The sequence below is a fragment of the Mesorhizobium sp. M4B.F.Ca.ET.143.01.1.1 genome, assembly GCF_004792275.1.
Taxonomy (GTDB): domain Bacteria; phylum Pseudomonadota; class Alphaproteobacteria; order Rhizobiales; family Rhizobiaceae; genus Mesorhizobium; species Mesorhizobium abyssinicae.
Genome location: NZ_SRSR01000338.1, coordinates 1 through 287, shown reverse-complemented (window position 1 = coordinate 287; position 287 = coordinate 1). Strand labels below are relative to the sequence as shown.

General features: G+C 71.8%; 1 protein-coding gene. It reads left to right on the top strand.

Annotated features, from left to right (window positions below; all coding sequences use genetic code 11):
• Positions 1–116: 116 nt before the first annotated feature.
• A partial coding sequence (locus EN786_RS37245; protein WP_135910215.1) for an NAD-dependent epimerase/dehydratase family protein occupies positions 117–287 on the top strand: 171 nt, incomplete at its 3' end.

Here is a 287-nt window from a genome sequence, read left to right as displayed (position 1 = left end):
CCTTCGCGCTGGACGTCGCGCGCCGTGAGGGCCGCGTGGCGCCGGGCATGAAGCTGCTCTTCCTCGGTACCTCGGCCGGCGTCTCCTTCGGCGGCATGGCGCTGGAGGTCTAATCGATGGCCGTCCTCGTAACCGGCGCAAGCGGCTTCCTCGGCGCCCATGTGCTCGAGCGGCTGGCCGCGTCCGGCATGCTGGCGCTCGGGCTCGGCCGCGACGACGAACGCTGCGCCGCGCTCGAAGCTGCCGGTCATCGCATCATCCGCCATGATCTGGCGCAGCCGCTCGAC